Genomic DNA, 14909 nt, shown 5'->3' with positions numbered 1-14909 from the left:
AAGGTTCAGAGATACAAAGCTGCAAAGGCTTTCTCTGAATCTAAAATCTAAAATCAACACTCTAAAATCTAAAATGGAATGACTTTCTCAGAAGAAAACTATCTTAAATCTATATATCATCTTACAGCGTCGAATGATGCTGAAGTAAGTACAAATGCTATTGCCGAAATGATGGAAACCAAAGCTTCATCGGTTACAGATATGCTTAAAAAGCTGTCTGAGAAAGATTTGGTGAATTATAAAAAATATCAAGGCGTTTCTTTGACCGAAAATGGTAAACTGGCAGCAAAAATGATTGTTAGAAAACATCGTTTGTGGGAAGTTTTCCTTGTCGAAAAATTAAATTTCTCGTGGGATGAAGTTCACGATATCGCTGAACAATTAGAACACATCAAATCTGAACAATTGATTAATCGTTTGGATGATTTTCTGGGAAATCCAACCGAAGATCCGCATGGAGATCCAATTCCGGATGCTAATGGAAGAATCGTTAAGATTGAAAAACACTTACTTTCTGAGTTAATCGAAAATCAAGTTGGTGTTTGCGTGGGTGTAAAAGATACTTCATCAGAGTTCCTTAAATATCTGGATAAACAAGAGATTGCTTTGGGTTCTAATATCGAACTTTTGTCTAAAGAATCTTTTGATTTATCTGTGAAGATTAAAATTGATGGTCGTGAATTGTCTATTTCGAATAAGATTGCTTCGAATTTGTTTGTGAAGTTGGTTTAGAAATTATTTCACGGAGATTCACGAAGAAACTACACAAAGATTCACAAAGGTTTTTATAAACTGCAATCTATAAATTGGATGGATTAAAATCCATCCCTACAATATAAATCGAGCCTAAGGCTCTTTCCTAAAAGTTCCGAAGGAACGAACCATATTGTAGCGACGGATTTTAATCCGTTGATGACAACGAATTCAGTAAACGAGACGTAATCTAATTATGATTCAAAAAAGCTACATCAGCGCCGATTTCTAGCCCCGATAGAAGTGGAAATCCTTTTGCTTTTTTCTTTAAAAAACAAAAGATTGGAACGGATTGCTTCGCCAGTTCGCACTTTCAGGCTCGGGTGCGGGATTAGCTCCTAAAACCAATCCCAAATATTAAACAATTCCCTTCTCGATCATTTCTAACATTACTGGCGAAGCATGTTTGAAAGTAGGTTCTTGCTCGATAATACTTCCTGCATTCTTTTTGTTTACTTTAAAAGTCACGTCATTATCTGTTGTGAACAAAAGCGCAGTCAAAAATGGATTTTTAATATAAGTTCCTAAAACCATTAAAGCTTCGTCTAGAGAATGAGTACTTTCTATTTCTTCGGTTTTGTAGCGCGTTGTTAATGCAATTGAATAGGTATTATCTTCGTTTATCGCTAAACGGAAATAGATGTTTTTAATCTCGGTATCGCCCATGGTTTTTGCCAGAGTTAATTTGGCAAAAGTTCCGGCTTTGATGCTTTCTTTAACGCGTTCGCAAAAAAGAGCAAATATTGGTTCGTAGGACATTGTAATGTGTTTAAAATTTAACCGCAAAGTTCGCAAAGGTTTTTCGCAAAGGACACAAAGAAATTAAAAACTTTGCGAACCTTGCGTAAATCTTAGCTCCCGATAGCTATCGGGATTGCGGTTAGAGAATATTATTTTCCTGTAAATTCAGCTTTACGTTTTTCTAAGAATGCTGTTGTTCCTTCTTTAAAATCCTGGGTTCCGAAGCATTTTCCGAATGATTTTATTTCGGTATCAAAACCATTTTTACCGTCTGTATAATTAGCATTAATTGCTTTTATTGCTTTACTAATAGCAAAAGGAGCATTTTTGATAATTTTTTGAGCAATTCCGTTTGCAAATTCAAGAAGTTCTGCTTGAGGTACAACATGATTAACAAGACCGAATTGTTTTGCTTCTTCGGCAGAAATCATCGCTGCTGTCATAATCATTTCCATTGCACGACCTTTACCTACTAATTGTGGCAAACGCTGCGTTCCTCCATAACCCGGAATTAATCCCAAAGTTACTTCCGGCAATCCCATTTTGGCATTGTCTGACGCTACTCTAAAATGACACGCCATCGCCAACTCTAATCCTCCGCCAAGGGCAAAACCATTTACGGCAGCAATTACAGGTTTCTTTAAATTTTCTATGAAATCAAAAAGTGATTCTTGTCCTTCTTCAGCTAATTGCGCACCTTCTATTATAGTATAATTGGCAAATTCTGAAATATCGGCTCCAGCCACAAATGCTTTCTCGCCACTTCCGGTAATTACGATTACGCGAACATCATCATTTTTGCTTAATAATTTAACTGCTTTACTCAAGTCGCTAATCGTAGCCTTGTTCAAAGCATTTAGTTTTGTAGGACGATTAATTGTTACGGTTGCAATTTTTTCTTCAATCGAGATTAAAAGATTTTCGTAGTTCATGACGTTGGTTTTATGAGTTTGTGATAGGCAAAGAAACTCTAAACGTAGTTCCTTTTCCGTAAGTTGATTCAAAGGTAATTGTTCCTTTGTAATTTTCTATGATGTTTTTTATAATTCCTAGTCCAAGTCCCATTCCACTTGTTTTAGTCGTGAATTTTGGTTCGAAGATTCGGCTGATATCTTGTTTTTGAATTCCAATTCCGTTGTCTTTTACGGCAATTTCTACATTGTTATTTCTACGTTTTACCTTTACCAAAATAGATTTATGAAATTGACTTTCCGGAATTGCCTGTGTTGCATTTTTAACCAAATTGGTAATGACACGAATTAATTGCGTACGATCCATTTTTGAAATGATTTCTTCTTCTTCACTTTCAAAAACAATATAATCTTCGTTAAAAATATCCAAAGCTAATTCGACAACTTCAACCACATTTAAAGTTTCATTTTGTTGGGCGGGCATCGAGGCAAAATTCGAAAATGCCGAAGCTACAGCGGTCATCGTATCAATTTGCTGAATTAAAGTTTCAGAATAATCGTTTAATTTCTGTTTTACATCTGGAGCCGTTGGATCAAACTTACGCTGAAAACTCTGCACGGTTAACCTCATCGGCGTAAGAGGATTTTTGATTTCGTGCGCTACTTGTTTCGCCATTTCGCGCCAGGCTTCTTCACGCTCACTTTGGGCCAATTTTATAGCACTGGTTTCCAATTTATCGACCATTCCATTATATGCCTTTATCAGAAAGTTCACTTCTTTACTATTGGCTTCCAAAACGATTTTTTCGTTTTTCTGATCCAGATTGGTTTCTTCTAATCTGTCTGAAATGGTTTTTAGTGATTTTGTGATATAGGTCGAAAGAAAATATGCCAGTGCAAAAGCCACAACCAACATAAAGGAATACACCTGACTAAGGCGAATCAGGAAAGTATTCAGCTCGTTATCATAATATCCATCATCTTCTAAATAAGGAAGATTTAAGATTCCGAGTGGTTTGAATTTCTCGTCTTTAATCAAACTATAAGAAGATCGGTTTTTAACTCCGTCGATAGTTTTAATATCAACAAAACGCTTTTCGATTGAAGAACGCACTAATTTCAGAATATAATCCGGAACTGGCGGCGCTACTTTATCAACTGCAAAGGATTCTTTGGATGATTTTAGCAGTTTTCCGTCAAGACTGTAAATATTGATTTCGATTTTGTGAATCTGCGCTAATTCGTGGATTTTATCTTTGAAGATTAAATCCAAGTTAGCCGTTTTTAAGGGATATGTTGTAGTCGAAAGCACATAATTGATGTGTTCCTTTACTGCATTTTCTTTTCGCTCAAGACGTTCCTGATGATATTCTTTGGCTTCATTCTTAAACTGAATAATCGAAATCGAAGCCAATAAAAAAGATGCCACAACAATCAATACAATCATCGAAAGGAATATCCTAACGCGCAATGAAAGCATCGACATTTTGAAGTTGTTAAACATGTTTTATATTTTTTGCCACGAATTACACGAATTTACGCTAATTATTTTTTGCCTCAGATTAAAATGATTGACAGAATTTAGAGATTACGTTTAAAAAAATCATCCAAATCATTCGTGCTAATTTGTGAAATTCGTGGCAACTTTTTTTATTTTTTCTCTCGAATGCGCTTATAAAAACGGAATCCAAGCATTATAATAATCGAGAATAAAAAGATTCCGATCACACCGAAAATCCAGTTAATAGCACTTTTTAAAACTACTAAAAACACAACTGCAAATAGTATAATTGTTGCGCCTTCATTCCATAAACGCATGAAATTATTGGAATATTTTACCTCATCATTTTGTAATTGTCTGAATATTTGATGGCATTTTGCATGATATAAATACAGCAAGAAAACAAAACACAATTTTACGTGCATCCAAGGCATTTTGAGCCAGGCGTTTCCTAAATCTGTAAAAAGCAACATCCAAAAGGCAAAAATACTCGCCAAAATTGCCGACGGCCAAGTAATAATATACCACAAACGATATGTCATAATTTTGTATTGCGCTTGTAGAATTTCCTTTTCAGGCGAAGGTTTTTCGCTGGCTTCAATTTGGTAGACAAACAATCTTACAATATAAAACAACCCAGCGAACCAGGTTATTACAAAAATAAGATGAAGTGATTTTAAGTAGTTATAATATTCCATTACTATATTTATGATTTTGGTCACAACTTGCGTCCAGTATAAAGTCTTTGTTCTATACTCTTTATTCTATTTTCTATTTAGCCCAATCATTAATCCAATTTCCAACAGTTTCACACCATTCGTCATCGTCGTTCAAACATGGAATCGCCAAGAACTCTTCTCCTCCATTTGCTTCAAAATCTTCTTTGGCGCGCATCGCGATTTCTTCCAGAGTTTCTAGACAATCCGAAACGAAAGCAGGCGTAACAACCGCAAGATTCTTGATTCCTTTTGCTGGCATTTTGTCAATTTCAACATCAGTATATGGTTCTAACCATTTATCTCCCGCCAAACGCGATTGAAAAGTCAGACTGTATTTATCTTCTGGAAGTCCTAATAGTTTTACGACTTGTCTGGTTGTTTCGTAACATTGGTGACGGTAACAGAAATCATGCGCTGGCGATGGTGTATTACAACAAGAACCGTCAATTTTACAATGTGACTTCGTTACATCGGTTTTGCGAATGTGACGCTCCGGAATTCCGTGATATGAAAACAACAAATGATCGTAATCAAAACCAACTAAATGTTTCTGAATTGAATCGGCTAAATTCTTGATGTAATCCGGTTTATTGTAAAACGCAGAAACATCTGTAAAAGTCATTTGAGGGAATTTCTTTTTACGGATTTCTTCAGCTTTTACTAAAATAGTCAAAGTCGAAGCCATTGCATATTGAGGATATAACGGAAAAAGCAATACTTCAGTAACCCCTTTATCATGTAATTCCTGAAGTCCTTTTTCAATTGTCATACTTCCGTAACGCATTGCTAAAGCAACGGGAACATTTACTAAAGGCTGAACTTTTTTCTGCATTCTTTCTGAAAGTACTACTAACGGAGAACCTTCGTCCCACCAAATTTTCGCATAAGCGTGAGCTGATTCTTCAGGTCTTTTTCTTAAAATAATACCACGAACTAATAAAGCTCTCAATAAATACGGAACATCGATCACGTATTTATCCATTAAAAATTCATCTAAATATGGTTTTACATCTTTTGTAGTTGGACTTTCCGGAGATCCTAAGTTTACTAATAATACGCCTTTCATTATTGTTTTTTTTGCTTTGGGCTTTAAGCTTTAGGCTTTAAGCATTTGTTTATTTTTTAAAATTTCGTCAAAAGTATTGCTTGTTGCTTTTTAGAAATATGATAAATGTTATTTTTTATTTATGTTCTGATATATAAAACTGATACTAAATCATTCTCCATTTAAGAGGATATTATTTATCTCTTTCTTCATTTTTTCTTTCCAGCCTTTTCCATTTCTGCCTTCAAGATAAACAGCCGTTATTTTATAATATTCTGTAATTGCATTATCCAGTTCTTCATTGCCTACTGTACATCCCAGATTTTTTCTAAACAAACCGTATTTACGATAGACATTTTCTATTTTATTATTTTTTAATAATTCTAATGAATCACGAGGAGGAAGTGCTAATCCAAAACCGAAAGTTTTTACACTATCTACTTTGATATCATGAAATGCCTGATTTTTATATTTTACGAGAAAAGGATTATCTTTAGATTTACAGCTCAAAAAAACGATTAATACTATAAGAACAGTTTTCTTCATTATTAAACATTCGTATTAATTGACATCAAATACTTTTTTGGAGTTGTGGCAAACTTCTTCTTGAAAGCCGCTATGAAGTGACTTCCTGTGCTGTAGCCTATTTTCAATCCAACTTCGTTTACATTATAAGAACCGCTGTCGAGTAGTTTTCGGGCGAAATCCATTTTGTAATCAAATAGAAAACCGTAAACCGTATCACCATAAATTTGTTTGAAACCCATTTTGAGTTTCTTCAAATTCAAACCTATTTCATCTGCCAATTCTTGTAATCCCGGAGGTTCAGCCATATTGGCGATAATAATTTCTTTGGCTTTTCTTATTTTCAAGACATTATCTTCATCGATCAAAAACGGACATTGTTCTGCATTTGGATCTTCGGTTCTGTTAAAGTACAAACTCAACAATTCGTATCCTTTCCCTTTATAATAAAGATTTTTTATCGATGGATGAAGGTTATAATGAAACAACTGACTTAACACAATAGCCATAGAAGGGCTAATATCTCCTTCATTATAATATTTTTTATCCTTATTATCAGCACTTAAAAAAGTAATGTAATCTGCTTCTGCAGAAAACAACGCGTGAAATTTCTTGATCGAAACAATTACGGAGATTACCCAAGAATTTGGAGATAATTCTAAATTCAGCGGCAATTCTTTCTGCGGATTATACAAAAGCAATGATTTTTCTTCCTTTAAATCCAAAGCATAATTACCTTGATTAAACAAAAGTTTGGCATTGCCTTTTAGCCCAAAGTGAAACTGTATCAAACCAGTACCAATTTCATGCTGTGCAATGAAAGGTTCCGGACTATCGTTTTGAAACCTGATTAGTGTAAACTCATCTTCTATTTTTATTTCTTCCTCCATCTTTTAATTTACTTTATTCAAGTTACTATATCATTTTTTAGGAAACGAATAATTTGACCTTTCAAAATTAAATCTTTTTGATGGTTTATCGTTTACTTGCTTCTAAATTTATAAATTCTTTATTGTTTTTAGCTTTCTATAGCTATCATTTCCCAATTTCTTCTTTCAAAACCAATTCGGATTTAGAATCATTGTTATTTCTCAGCAAGCCTCTGATTTTAAACCAAATAACCATCAATAATCATTAAAACACTGCTCAAGCCTGTAAATTAAGCTATAAATTTAATTTGTATAGCTACATTTTCTCTTTTTAGTGCTACTATCCTGACTTCCAACTCACAAGTATTTAAAACAATTCTAAACAGCAGAATTGCCACTTTTTAACAAAACCTACATTAGAAAGTACTCGTAAGTATCAAAAAAACTTAACTAATTTTTAAGATATCGCCATGAAAATTAACAAAACAATAAAAAAAGTACTTTGGGCAACAACGATAACCTTTGTGTTATTTTTTGCCATTTTAGTTTTCCACATTATTACTGCAAAACCTGCCGTTTATGAAAGTCCAAATTTGCAAGTAAGCAGAATTGATTTCAAAGAAAACATTGATTCAGCTGCTGCTAAAAAAATATGTGCCGACTTAAGGTCTATCAAAGGATTAACTTCTGATTCTATAATTATAAAAAGAAATGTTGTGGTTTATTTCCACAATAACAAGATTACCAATTCTAAAAAAGTATATGACGAATTAATGAGTAAACATACATATGAAGCTCAACGTTATATTTTACCTGCAAATTTAGCAAGCAAAGAAGTTTGTCCTATAGATCAAAATAGCTTTAGCTATAAATTATCTCAAAAAATAAATCGTTTTTTTAATTAATCTTTAAATATTTTACAATGAAAAATTTTTCGAAAATTACACTTAGTGTATTAATTGCTGCATCGGCAACTTTAGCTTCTTGCAGTAGCGATGATGAAAAACCAGTTGAAAAAGCTAGTATTTATACTAGATTAGGAGGAACTACTATGGTTTCGGACCCAGATAATTCAGGACAAATGATTGAAAAAGGTCGTTTGAGCTTCCGTAAAGTGGTAAACTCAACTATCGGATTAATTGTTGCTGATATTCAATCAAACGCTTCTGGTAATTTACAAGCTCATTTTGCTCCGCTTTTAGCAGAAACTGGTAACACACAAGCTACTAATATTGCAAAATTATCAGACAATTTAACTGATTTCTTCTCTTTTAATACCGGAGGAACTAATGCCGTAAATACGTATTCTGGTTTGAATATGGTAGCTGCTCATGATCCTGCAAAAAACCCAAGAATGGGAACAAAAGCAAGTACTGCTGACTACACAAAATTTGAAGGATATGTTGGCGCTGCAGCCAATGCAAATGGTGTTGCTTCAAATACAGAACTTTATACTGACATTGTTGCTGTTTTAGAGTCACTGAGAACTCCAATTGTACAAAAGTAATTTCTTGTCTTAAAAAAACGCTGCCTTAATAAAGGCAGCGTTTTTATTTAGAAACACAACCGTTTTAAGTTATAGATTCTCATTAAGTTAAGAAATAGAAACATCATAAAATTCAATTTCAATTTTCTGAACTCAAAGCGATATTTTTTGGTATATTATTTAAACAAAAAACAATCTCGTTATTTAGAATAAATATATATAACAATCTTTCGAATGCCTGATATCACTATAAGTAAGAGAAAATACCTTCTAAAATTACTTATTTGAATCATTTTTTTTTGTAGCGATACAAAAAGTACTTTGAGCGTTACTTTTATAGCTAGTATAGTAATAATTTTGTTGCACTTTTATGAAAGTGAATTTTATGGAAAACAATAACGTACCGAAACACCTATATTTTTACTCCGTTGGATTGAGTTATAAAAAAGCTGATGCTGAGGTTAGAGGTCAATTTAGTTTGGATGCAGCTGCGAAAACTCGTTTACTGGAACAAGCTAAAACAGAGGGAATAGAAAGTTTAATTGTCACTTCGACTTGCAACAGAACCGAGATCTACGGTTTTGCAGAACACCCTTTTCAATTAATAAAGCTAATTTGCGATAATAGTAACGGATCAGTTGATGCTTTTCAGAAAGTTGGATTCGTTTATAAAAATCAGGAAGCAATTAATCATATGTTTCGCGTAGGAACCGGTTTAGACAGCCAGATCTTAGGTGACTTTGAAATTATATCTCAAATAAAAACTTGTTTTGCACATTCAAAATCTTTAGGCTTAGCCAATGCTTTCTTAGAAAGATTAGTAAATGCGGTAATTCAGGCGAGCAAGAAAATCAAAAACGAAACTGAAATCAGTTCAGGCGCAACTTCGGTTTCATTTGCATCGGTACAATACATTATTAAAAATGTAGAGGATATTGGTAATAAGAATATTTTACTTTTCGGAACAGGGAAAATCGGAAGAAACACTTGTGAAAATCTTGTAAAACATACCAAAAACGAACATATTACTTTAATAAACAGAACAAAAGATAAAGCGGAGAAATTAGCTGGAAAATTAAATCTGATTGTTAAAGATTATTCAGAGCTACATCTGGAACTTCAAAAAGCTGATGTTGTGGTTGTGGCTACAGGTGCCCAAAACCCAACAGTTGACAAAGCAATTCTAAATCTAAAAAAACCTTTATTGATTTTAGATTTATCAATTCCAAAAAACGTTAATGAAAACGTAGAGGATTTAGAAGGCGTAACTTTGATTCACATGGATTATTTGTCGCAATTGACAGATGAAACTCTTGAAAACAGAAAATTACACATTCCTGCTGCCGAAGCTATTATCGAAGAAGTAAAAGAGGAATTCGTTACCTGGACAAAAGGAAGAAAATTTGCTCCAACTATTAATGCTTTAAAAGAAAAACTAAACGAGATCAAAGTTTCGGAATTAGATTTTCAAAGCAGGAAAATTGCAGATTTTAATGAAGCTCAAGCTGAAATTATCAGCAACAGAATCATTCAAAAAATCACTACACACTTTGCAAATCATTTAAAAGACGACGATACCATGGTCGATGAAAGCATCGAATGGATCGAAAAAGTCTTCAAGATAAAAGCATCTTAAAAATAAAATTTTAAACCACATAAGTTATTTAAGTTCATTTATAAAACTGCTGTTTTTACCCAAACTTCTTAAATGTACTTAAATAACTTATATGGTGAAATTCAACAAAATGGCAGAAAAAACAATCAGAATTGGAACTCGCGATAGCGAACTAGCACTTTGGCAAGCACATACTGTCGAGAAAAAACTAAATGACTTAGGTTATAAAACTTCAATTGTTGCGGTAAAATCTCAAGGTGATATTATTCTTGACAAACCTCTTTATGAACTTGGCATTACAGGAATTTTTACAAAAACCTTAGATATTGCTATGATCAATGGCGATATTGACATTGCAGTGCATTCCATGAAAGATGTTCCAACAGCTTTACCAAAAGGTATTGTTCAGGCTGCGGTTTTAGAAAGAGCTAATGTTTTAGACATTTTAGTTCACAAAGGAAATCCAGATTTTGCAAATCCAAGTACGATTGCAACCGGAAGTTTACGTCGTCAGGCTCAATGGTTTAACAAATATCCTAATCATACTGTGGTTGATTTACGCGGAAACGTGAATACGCGCATGCAAAAACTACAAGACAATAATTGGGACGGAGCTGTTTTTGCTGCTGCAGGTTTAGAGCGCATTAACCTAAAACCCGGAAACTATATCGATCTAGATTGGATGATTCCTGCACCGGCACAAGGCGCAATGCTTGTTGTGGCGATGGAAAATGACAATTATACTTTAGACGCACTTTCGCAATTGAACCACATCGAAACTGAAATTTGTACCTATATCGAACGTCAGTTTTTGAGAACGCTGGAAGGTGGTTGTACAGCGCCAATTGGAGCTTTGGTAAACTATAATGAAGACGAAGATACTTTACATTTTCAGGGAGTTTTACTTTCTGTTGATGGAAAACAAAAACTGGAAATCGACAAAACGGTTGACATTTCTGAATGGAAAAAACTAGGTTTCTTCGCTGCTCAGGAAATTCTGAACAATGGCGGAGCCGAATTGATGGCATCTATTAAAGAATCTTTAAAAAAATAAATGAGTAAATCAATTCAAATATTATCTACAAAAAAGCTATCGAGCGAACAAAAACAAGCATTGGTAAAAGCCAATATTGAAGTTGTCGAAGCTGATTTTATTCAGACACAAAACAAACCTTTCGAATTAAAAGACCTCAACGAAAATCTGATTTTTACAAGTCAGAATGCGGTTCAAAGCATTTTATTAGACCCAAAAATTGAAGAATTAAAAAGCAAAAATGTGTTTTGCGTTGGCTTAAAAACCAAAATTCTTTTATCTGAAAATGGATTTAATGTTGTGGCTTATACAGGATATGCTGCTGATTTAGCAGAAATCATCACTTTGATTTACCGCAGTGAAAGCTATACTTTTTTTAGCGGAAACCTTCGCAGAGAAACTTTGCCACAAGCATTAAAAGATGCCGAAGTAAAATTTAATGAGATTCAGGTTTATGATACGTCATTGACACCTCAGAAAATAAAAAATGCAGTTGACGGAATCTTGTTTTTCAGTCCTTCTGGCGTTGAAAGTTATTTGAAAGACAATACAATTAAGAAAGAAAAGTGCTTTTGCATAGGAGAAACAACCGCAGAAGCTTTACATAAAATTACAAAAAACATCATCATTGCAGATCAGCCAACGGTTGAAGACGTAATCGAAGATGTAATTGAAGAATATAAATAAAAACCTCTGCAACTTTGTCACTTTGTGACTTTGCACCTAAAATAAAAAACATGTTAAAAAACGACCTATTTTTAAAAGCATTAAAAGGAGAAACTGTTCAACGTCCGCCAGTATGGATGATGCGTCAAGCCGGAAGATATTTGCCAGAATTTATCGCTTTGCGTGATAAATACGATTTCTTCACACGTTGTCAAACTCCGGAATTGGCTGCTGAAATCACCGTTCAGCCAATTCGCAGAATTGCTCCGGATGCAGCTATTTTGTTCTCAGATATTCTGGTTGTTCCGCAAGCAATGGGAATTGAAGTTTTAATGAAAGAAAATTTCGGTCCGTTTTTACCAAACCCAATTCGCTCACTTGCTGATGTTCATAGAGTTTACGTTCCGGATATTCAGGAAAGTTTAGGTTATGTAATGGATGCGATTAAATTGACTAAAGAAATGCTGAACGATGAAGTGCCATTAATTGGTTTCGCTGGTTCGCCTTGGACAATTTTCTGTTATGCTGTTGAAGGAAAAGGTTCTAAAAGTTTTGATACTGCAAAAGGATTCTGTTTTTCAAATCCAGCAGCAGCACATACTTTATTACAAAAAATTACAGACACTACTATTTTATATTTAAAAGAAAAAGTAAAAGCCGGTGTTGATGCTGTTCAGATTTTTGATTCTTGGGGAGGAATGCTTTCTCCAGTTGATTATCAGGAATTTTCATGGAAATACATCAACCAAATCGTTGAAGCTTTGGCTGATCACGCTCCGGTTATCGTTTTCGGAAAAGGATGTTGGTTTGCTCTTGGCGAAATGGGTAAAAGTAGAGCTTCAGCACTTGGTGTAGACTGGACTTGTTCGGCTAGAAATGCTCGTTATTTATCTGGTGGAAACATCACTTTGCAAGGAAACTTCGATCCGTCAAGATTGCTTTCTCCAATTCCGACTATCAAGAAAATGGTTCACGAAATGATCGACGAGTTCGGAAAAGATAAATATGTTGTAAATTTAGGTCACGGAATTTTACCAAATATACCTGTAGATCACGCAAAAGCGTTTATTGACGCGGTTAAGGAATACGGGAATTAATACATAGTATTCAGTCGCAGTTTTCAGTTTGTCTGTAGCTATTACTAAATACCAATAATAAAGTTCCGGAGGAACGATTCATTTTATAGCCTCGGATTTTAATCCGGGGTTTGTGAATAATGCCAAAACATCCCGATTTAGAAAACGTACAATCATGTTAAATAAAGGTTTAAGAGACGAAGAAAAAATCAGAATTGACAATGTTCTAAAAACATTGCGAACACTCATTTTTGTGCCTTATCCTTTGGGCCATTTGCAAAAATCAGATATCGAAAATCAATTAAAAGAGTTTGGGCTAAATATTCAAACATTAATAGATTACTCCAATGAAGAATTAATTACCTTATTAAATCGTCTTCATTTTGATTGGGAACAGTTAGAACAATTTGGTGATATTTTAATAGAATTCTCAAAAGAAGAAAATTATAATTTTGAAGACAAAGCTTTAGCCATTTACCAGTATATTCAGCAGGAAAGCAAAGTTTTTTCCTTTGGAATAAATACCAAAATAGCTTCGGCTAAAAACAAATAAGCAATGGATAGCATCGATTGGAAAATAGAATCAATTAGCAATATTCTTCCCGAAGAGTTCTACAACCTCATCGAAAAGAATAAAAAACACATTGAAAAAACTTTCCCGGTGACACTTTCCTATTGTGAAGATCTTGAAAAAACAAAACAATTTATTGCTTTCAATCAGGATAAAGAAAATTATAAAGAAGGATATTATTTCTATCCCAGAGATTTAAAAACTAATCATTTGATTGGTTATTTATGTATAAAAAGCATCGATAATAATAAAGCAAAATGTGAATTGGGTTATTTTGTTGATGAAGATTATCAAGGAAAAGGAATTACTTCAAAATTAGTCTCTGAAACTTTAGACTTTTGTTTCAATACTTTAAAAATGAACAAGGTTTTTATTTGTACCTCAAAAATCAATAAAGCAAGTCAGCAAATTGCCTTGAAACATCATTTTAAACAAGAAGGAATTTTAAGAGACGAATTCAAAAATGGTGATGGAATATTAGAAGATGTCGTTTACTTCGGATTGCTTAAATCAGAATATAATACACTTGAAAGATAAATCCTTCTATCAGAATTAGAAAACATCATGACTAAAGAAACTGCCATAAAATTATTTGAACAAAAACAAATACGCTCCATTTGGAGCGATGCAGAAGAAAAGTGGTTTTTTTCTATTGTAGATGTTGTTGGAGTTCTTTCAGATAGTGAAAACCCTAATAATTACTGGAAAGTACTAAAAAATCGTCTAAAAAAAGAGGGAAGTCAGTTGGTTACAGATTGTAACCAACTGAAAATGGAATCTAAAGATGGTAAATTCTACAAAACAGATGTTGCTGATACAGAACAATTATTCAGACTAATTCAATCGGTTCCATCTAAAAAAGCGGAACCTTTTAAACTATGGCTGGCTCAAGTTGGTCGAGAAAGAATTGACGAAATTGAAGATCCTGAACTTGGTTTTGATAGACTTATGGAAACCTATTTAAAGAAAGGATATTCTAAAGAATGGGTAAATCAGCGTTTAAAAAGTATTGAAGTAAGAAAAGATCTTACTGATGAATGGGATAAACGAGGTGTAAAAAAAGGACAAGAATATGCTATTCTTACGGATGAAATCACCAAAGCCTGGAGTGGTTTATCTGTAAAAGAATATAAAAATCATAAAAGCTTAAAAAAGGAAAATCTACGTGATAATATGAGTAACTTAGAATTAGTACTCAATATGTTGGCTGAAGCTACCACAACAGAAATTAGCAAAGAAAAGAAACCTGAAAGTTTTATAGAAAATAAAATAATTGCTAATCAAGGTGGAACAATTGCCGGAAATACACGTAAAGAAATTGAAGAAAAAATAGGTAAAAAAGTAGTCAATAAATTAAATGCTATTGATTATTTGGAGAATAAAAAAGAATTAGAATAA

The 14909-nt window shown here is 33.5% G+C and carries 17 protein-coding genes; 10 read left to right on the top strand and 7 right to left on the bottom strand.

From position 1 onward, the window contains the following. Window positions 1-78: 78 nt before the first annotated feature. A complete protein-coding gene (locus C8C83_RS09550; RefSeq protein ID WP_121328137.1) occupies window positions 79-732 on the top strand; it encodes a metal-dependent transcriptional regulator in 654 nt (217 codons plus the stop codon). A 378-nt stretch (window positions 733-1110) separates the two neighbouring features. On the opposite strand, the gene C8C83_RS09545 is transcribed toward C8C83_RS09550, so the two are convergent. From C8C83_RS09545 to C8C83_RS09515, 7 genes are all read right to left on the bottom strand, one after another. Further along, entirely contained in the window at window positions 1111-1512 is a 402-nt protein-coding gene (locus C8C83_RS09545; RefSeq protein ID WP_121328135.1) for a hypothetical protein, read from the bottom strand. 131 nt (window positions 1513-1643) lie between these two features. Further along, window positions 1644-2426 (bottom strand): enoyl-CoA hydratase-related protein, encoded by a 783-nt coding sequence (locus C8C83_RS09540; protein ID WP_121328133.1) that lies wholly within the window; start codon window positions 2424-2426, stop codon window positions 1644-1646. A gap of 10 nt (window positions 2427-2436) precedes the next feature. Continuing rightward, on the bottom strand, window positions 2437-3852 hold the full coding sequence (locus tag C8C83_RS09535) for a HAMP domain-containing sensor histidine kinase (RefSeq protein WP_121328131.1): 1416 nt from the start codon (window positions 3850-3852) through the stop codon (window positions 2437-2439). A gap of 203 nt (window positions 3853-4055) precedes the next feature. Continuing rightward, the gene (locus tag C8C83_RS09530; RefSeq protein WP_121328129.1) at window positions 4056-4604 is read right to left on the bottom strand and encodes a CopD family protein; all 549 of its coding nucleotides are present in this window, start codon (window positions 4602-4604) and stop codon (window positions 4056-4058) included. Between the two features lie 73 nt (window positions 4605-4677). Then, window positions 4678-5691: a ferrochelatase gene (gene hemH / locus C8C83_RS09525; RefSeq protein ID WP_121328127.1), complete on the bottom strand. Its 1014-nt coding sequence runs from the start codon at window positions 5689-5691 to the stop codon at window positions 4678-4680. 150 nt (window positions 5692-5841) lie between these two features. Beyond that, window positions 5842-6216: a hypothetical protein gene (locus C8C83_RS09520; RefSeq protein ID WP_121328125.1), complete on the bottom strand. Its 375-nt coding sequence runs from the start codon at window positions 6214-6216 to the stop codon at window positions 5842-5844. 2 nt (window positions 6217-6218) lie between these two features. Beyond that, window positions 6219-7085, bottom strand: coding sequence for an AraC family transcriptional regulator (locus C8C83_RS09515; protein WP_121328123.1), 867 nt, complete (start codon window positions 7083-7085; stop codon window positions 6219-6221). Window positions 7086-7534: 449 nt separating this feature from the next. Between C8C83_RS09515 and C8C83_RS09510 the strand changes: the two genes are divergently transcribed. The 9 genes from C8C83_RS09510 to C8C83_RS09470 all read left to right on the top strand — a co-directional run bounded on the left by C8C83_RS09510 (window position 7535) and on the right by C8C83_RS09470 (window position 14909). Then, the gene (locus C8C83_RS09510) at window positions 7535-7969 is read left to right on the top strand and encodes a hypothetical protein (protein ID WP_121328121.1); all 435 of its coding nucleotides are present in this window, start codon (window positions 7535-7537) and stop codon (window positions 7967-7969) included. Between the two features lie 17 nt (window positions 7970-7986). After that, complete coding sequence (locus tag C8C83_RS09505) at window positions 7987-8571, top strand: hypothetical protein (protein ID WP_121328119.1); 585 nt, start codon at window positions 7987-7989, stop codon at window positions 8569-8571. 364 nt (window positions 8572-8935) lie between these two features. After that, window positions 8936-10186, top strand: a complete 1251-nt coding sequence (gene hemA, locus C8C83_RS09500; protein ID WP_121328117.1) for a glutamyl-tRNA reductase — start codon at window positions 8936-8938, stop codon at window positions 10184-10186. A gap of 109 nt (window positions 10187-10295) precedes the next feature. Continuing rightward, entirely contained in the window at window positions 10296-11219 is a 924-nt protein-coding gene (gene hemC / locus C8C83_RS09495; protein ID WP_121330006.1) for a hydroxymethylbilane synthase, read from the top strand. Further along, the gene (locus C8C83_RS09490; RefSeq protein WP_121328115.1) at window positions 11220-11885 is read left to right on the top strand and encodes a uroporphyrinogen-III synthase; all 666 of its coding nucleotides are present in this window, start codon (window positions 11220-11222) and stop codon (window positions 11883-11885) included. It begins immediately after the preceding gene. A 50-nt stretch (window positions 11886-11935) separates the two neighbouring features. After that, on the top strand, window positions 11936-12961 hold the full coding sequence (hemE, locus tag C8C83_RS09485) for a uroporphyrinogen decarboxylase (RefSeq protein WP_041520396.1): 1026 nt from the start codon (window positions 11936-11938) through the stop codon (window positions 12959-12961). 154 nt (window positions 12962-13115) lie between these two features. After that, a complete protein-coding gene (locus tag C8C83_RS09480) occupies window positions 13116-13493 on the top strand; it encodes a hypothetical protein (RefSeq protein WP_121328113.1) in 378 nt (125 codons plus the stop codon). A gap of 3 nt (window positions 13494-13496) precedes the next feature. After that, window positions 13497-14048, top strand: a complete 552-nt coding sequence (locus C8C83_RS09475; RefSeq protein WP_121328111.1) for a GNAT family protein — start codon at window positions 13497-13499, stop codon at window positions 14046-14048. Window positions 14049-14075: 27 nt separating this feature from the next. Beyond that, entirely contained in the window at window positions 14076-14909 is an 834-nt protein-coding gene (locus C8C83_RS09470) for a Bro-N domain-containing protein (RefSeq protein WP_121328109.1), read from the top strand.

Origin of the sequence: Flavobacterium sp. 90, assembly GCF_004339525.1 — a bacterium.
Lineage (GTDB): Bacteria > Bacteroidota > Bacteroidia > Flavobacteriales > Flavobacteriaceae > Flavobacterium.
Note: the sequence above shows the minus strand (reverse complement) of the source record. Positions and strands in the feature narration are given on the sequence as shown.